This is a genomic window from Halomonas sp. BC1 (genome assembly GCF_002078135.1).
Classification (GTDB): Bacteria; Pseudomonadota; Gammaproteobacteria; order Pseudomonadales; family Halomonadaceae; genus Vreelandella; species Vreelandella stevensii.
Window position 1 is genome coordinate 170,693 of the sequence record NZ_LFGS01000004.1, and the last position, 3,139, is coordinate 173,831.

Annotated in this window: 4 protein-coding genes and 1 pseudogene; all 5 read right to left on the reverse strand. The window is 57.5% G+C overall.

What is annotated here, in order from left to right:
• Window positions 1-296 (reverse strand): hypothetical protein (locus B7L72_RS18430; RefSeq protein WP_176212821.1); only part of this gene is annotated, 296 nt, incomplete at its 3' end.
• Between the two features lie 51 nt (window positions 297-347).
• Window positions 348-1,166, reverse strand: a complete 819-nt coding sequence (locus B7L72_RS18080) for a hypothetical protein (RefSeq protein WP_139788416.1) — start codon at window positions 1,164-1,166, stop codon at window positions 348-350.
• 10 nt (window positions 1,167-1,176) lie between these two features.
• Window positions 1,177-1,704, reverse strand: a complete 528-nt coding sequence (locus B7L72_RS02360) for a ribonuclease H family protein (RefSeq protein ID WP_081192352.1) — start codon at window positions 1,702-1,704, stop codon at window positions 1,177-1,179.
• 102 nt (window positions 1,705-1,806) lie between these two features.
• Window positions 1,807-1,917 (reverse strand): annotated as a pseudogene (locus tag B7L72_RS19045) (ribonuclease H1 domain-containing protein); the annotation flags it as partial.
• Window positions 1,918-2,408: 491 nt separating this feature from the next.
• On the reverse strand, window positions 2,409-3,116 hold the full coding sequence (locus B7L72_RS02370) for a DUF3581 family protein (RefSeq protein ID WP_039175785.1): 708 nt from the start codon (window positions 3,114-3,116) through the stop codon (window positions 2,409-2,411).
• Window positions 3,117-3,139: the final 23 nt, after the last annotated feature.

Genomic DNA, 3,139 nt, shown 5'->3' on the forward strand with positions numbered 1-3,139 from the left:
ACTGCTAGGCGAGCGTCAAAAGCCTCATTGGCTTCTTGTTGAAGCGCTCTTGCGCTCTGTTCTGCCTCTTCTTCTTCTTGACGGTTTTTCTCCAGCTTCTTGGCCGCAGAAGCCAGTGATTTGGCGGCCTCCAGGATATCGTCTACCCGCGGTGCGATCTCCTCCAAAGAGGCAGCGGGATACTCGACGTGATCTGCGGGCAGCTGAAACGGAGCGACATTATCCTTGTGAGCGCCAGCAGCCTGTGTTTCTTCGTTGGCGCTGAATCCAGCATTGTCAGCATGAAGATGGTTCATATATACCTCTTTGTGTCGGGCCCATAATGGGCTGTTTGCCATTTGAAGAAATTAATAATCGTCTATTTCGTCCAGGTTGTCGTGCAGCGGCAGTGAGCCAAAGCGACCGCTTTCTTCACGAAAGCTATGGCCCATATAGCGGCTACCATCTTCTTCCTGGTGATGCTCTTGAAAAGCACGGCTTGTGCCTTGCGGCTCATCTTCGTCGCGCGCCGTATTAAAAGGAAGATCACTTTTGAAGGCTCCCGCGGCACGCATGGGCCCAACACTGGTCGCAAATCGTGATTCGCTCTTTTCACGCACCCCCACCAGTACCGATACCTTGCCATTCACTACAGGAATGAAAGGGATGTTCTTGCGGGGCTTGGGCCGTGATAACCGGGGAGCCGATAGGACCGGGTTCTCTCGACTTTTGGGAGAGCGTCGTTTCTTTTTGCGCTTTTTAGCCGGTTTCGCCGGTGCCAGCACTAGCTCCGATTTTAAAGCGCTCAACTGATCGGCCAATGCGGTGTTGGTGATCCTGGCTCCAGATGCTTCCTTTGCCTTGCCCGATTTTGGCTGGGGCTGCCTAGTCTTCGCCTGTTTCGCATGAGAGTGCGGGTTAGGCGCTATCGCGGGAACGGCTTCAGTCTTCGGGCCAAGTCTTGATTCCTTTTGGGGGCTGCCCTTAGCCCTGTAGACTTTCACCGAGCGTCGTTTTTCTTCCTCTCGTGCGAGGCGGGCCGCGCTGGCGTTGTTATGGAACGGAGACGGCACGCTATAAGCTGACGCACTAGCCCCCTTCTGGCTATCGACAAAACCGGAACCTCCACACATCGGGCAGTTTGGCGCGTGAATAGCCCCACCATCGCACCGTGAGCAAAATTCCATCTGTCTCTCCTTACCCCCGCTCCAAGCGAAGGATCTCTTGGGTGTCCAGAGTACCCTGGTATTTAACAAACGCGCCCTGGCGTTCGACAGAAGCTTTCATCGCCATGCGATCGGCCAACTCGTTACCCTCGATCCCCACATGGGCTTTGACGTGCACCAATTCGATGGCGTGACCAATTTCGTTGTAGAGGTTATAGGCGGCTTCTACAATGGCCTGATTCTTGACCGGCTCATTGTTGGGCCGACGCCAACCACGCTTTTTCCACCCGCTCGCCCATTGGCTGATACACTTGATTGCATACTGCGAGTCGGGGCGGATACGCACGCTCTTACTTTCGGAAAGGGCCGTTTTGGCAAGGAATAGCGACTCTTGCAGCGCCAACAGCTCGGCGGTGTTGTTGGTTCCCATCGGGGCAAAGTGGCCGTAGTACAGGTCGCTCAGCATGCCTTGCCGGTAAACCACCACGCCGGAGCCGGAGGGGCCAGGGTTAGGGTCGCACGCCCCATCACAGAAAATCTCGACATCGACGGCGCTCAGGGTCTTCTGAGTCGGAGCCTTTGGCGTTTTCGCGGCCGTTTTCTTGGTGGAGCGGCTGCCACTTGCTTTGTGAGCTGGCGCCTTGGCCGTTCTGGCAAACGCCTAGTGGGCGGCCTCTTCACTTTGGAAAGACTTATAGCGTGCGGAGGGGAACCCTTTAACCTGGCGCTCACACTCAGCCCAGGTCGTGTAGATCCCGGGGGTCCGACCTACCCAAGCGACGTATCACTTTTTGGCTCTTGTTTTCGCCATTGCGTGCCCCTGCTTTCGTTTAGTCTTGTGTTGAATGGTGTCTGTCGAGCCAGTGGCGGCAATGTTGGCAGTTAACGCGCTGTAATTCGCCCCGCTGTGGCGAGTCATCAACTTCGAATAAGCGTACGGCAAGCCCGCAAGCGGTAAAGGTTCCGCTGCCATCAGGACGAAGCCATGCCGACCCACTCCGTACACCGCGCGCCACCGTTTTCCACCAGCTGCATACACTTGATCCCGATGAGAGGGCGCTGGACACGCCGTTTCACAAAGCGCTCGACGAGCCCTTGAGAGCGGGCGACACGCTGCAGCTGGACGGCATGACGCTGAGCGTCGAAGGAATTCTGGGGGAGCGCGTTACCACCGTGGCGCTACAGCTGGCCACGCAGCCACCGGAAACTTGAGAGCAGCGCCCCCATGGCGTCACACCGCCATGGGGGCTTTGACATCGCGCTTCAGGCGGCTTCGTAAGCGGCCTTGAGACGATAGAACTCAGCCACGATGGCCGCCATCTCGCTGTCGTCGTAGTTGCACAGGCCGCTGACCACCAGTTTCTTGGAGCCCACGCCCACGGGCTGGCCAGAGGACTGAATGGAGAACTCCAGCAGCGCATCGGCACGCTTGCCCTGGACTTCGAGAGACGACTGGGTCAAGGCGAGATCCGGTGACAGCGCATCCAGCCGGTCCAGACAGAAGCCCATGCTGTCGTAGATCACCAGCGGGCGCTTGGGGTTGAACATCACCCCGTGCTGCTCCATCAAGGGCTTCAGATAGTGCGGGAAATTCTTGCCCGAGAAGGCCACGTAGCAACGCGCGAAGGCTTCCACGGCCGCTTCGTCACGGGTGACTTCCCCTCGGCGTACCACCTGCAAATAGCACTTTCCGCTCTCGTCGCAGACATGGATATCGCCGTTGTCGGCTTCGCTAAACTTGAGCGGTGTATCAGCGCCTACCATATTGGTGAAGCGAAATTCCATTTGTCGCGACAGCCCGAACTTCACCAGTACCAGCGTGAACAACAAGTCTCCGGGCACACAGAAACGCCGTGCGTCCGGGTTGTGAATCGGGTTGTAATCGCCGGCCACGCCCTTGGCGAAGCGACTGGCCTGCTCGGCGGAGATCACCACGTACTCTCCGCGCTGCGCGTAAAAATCCTTGAACATGGCTTTGCTGCCTGCCTAGCAGT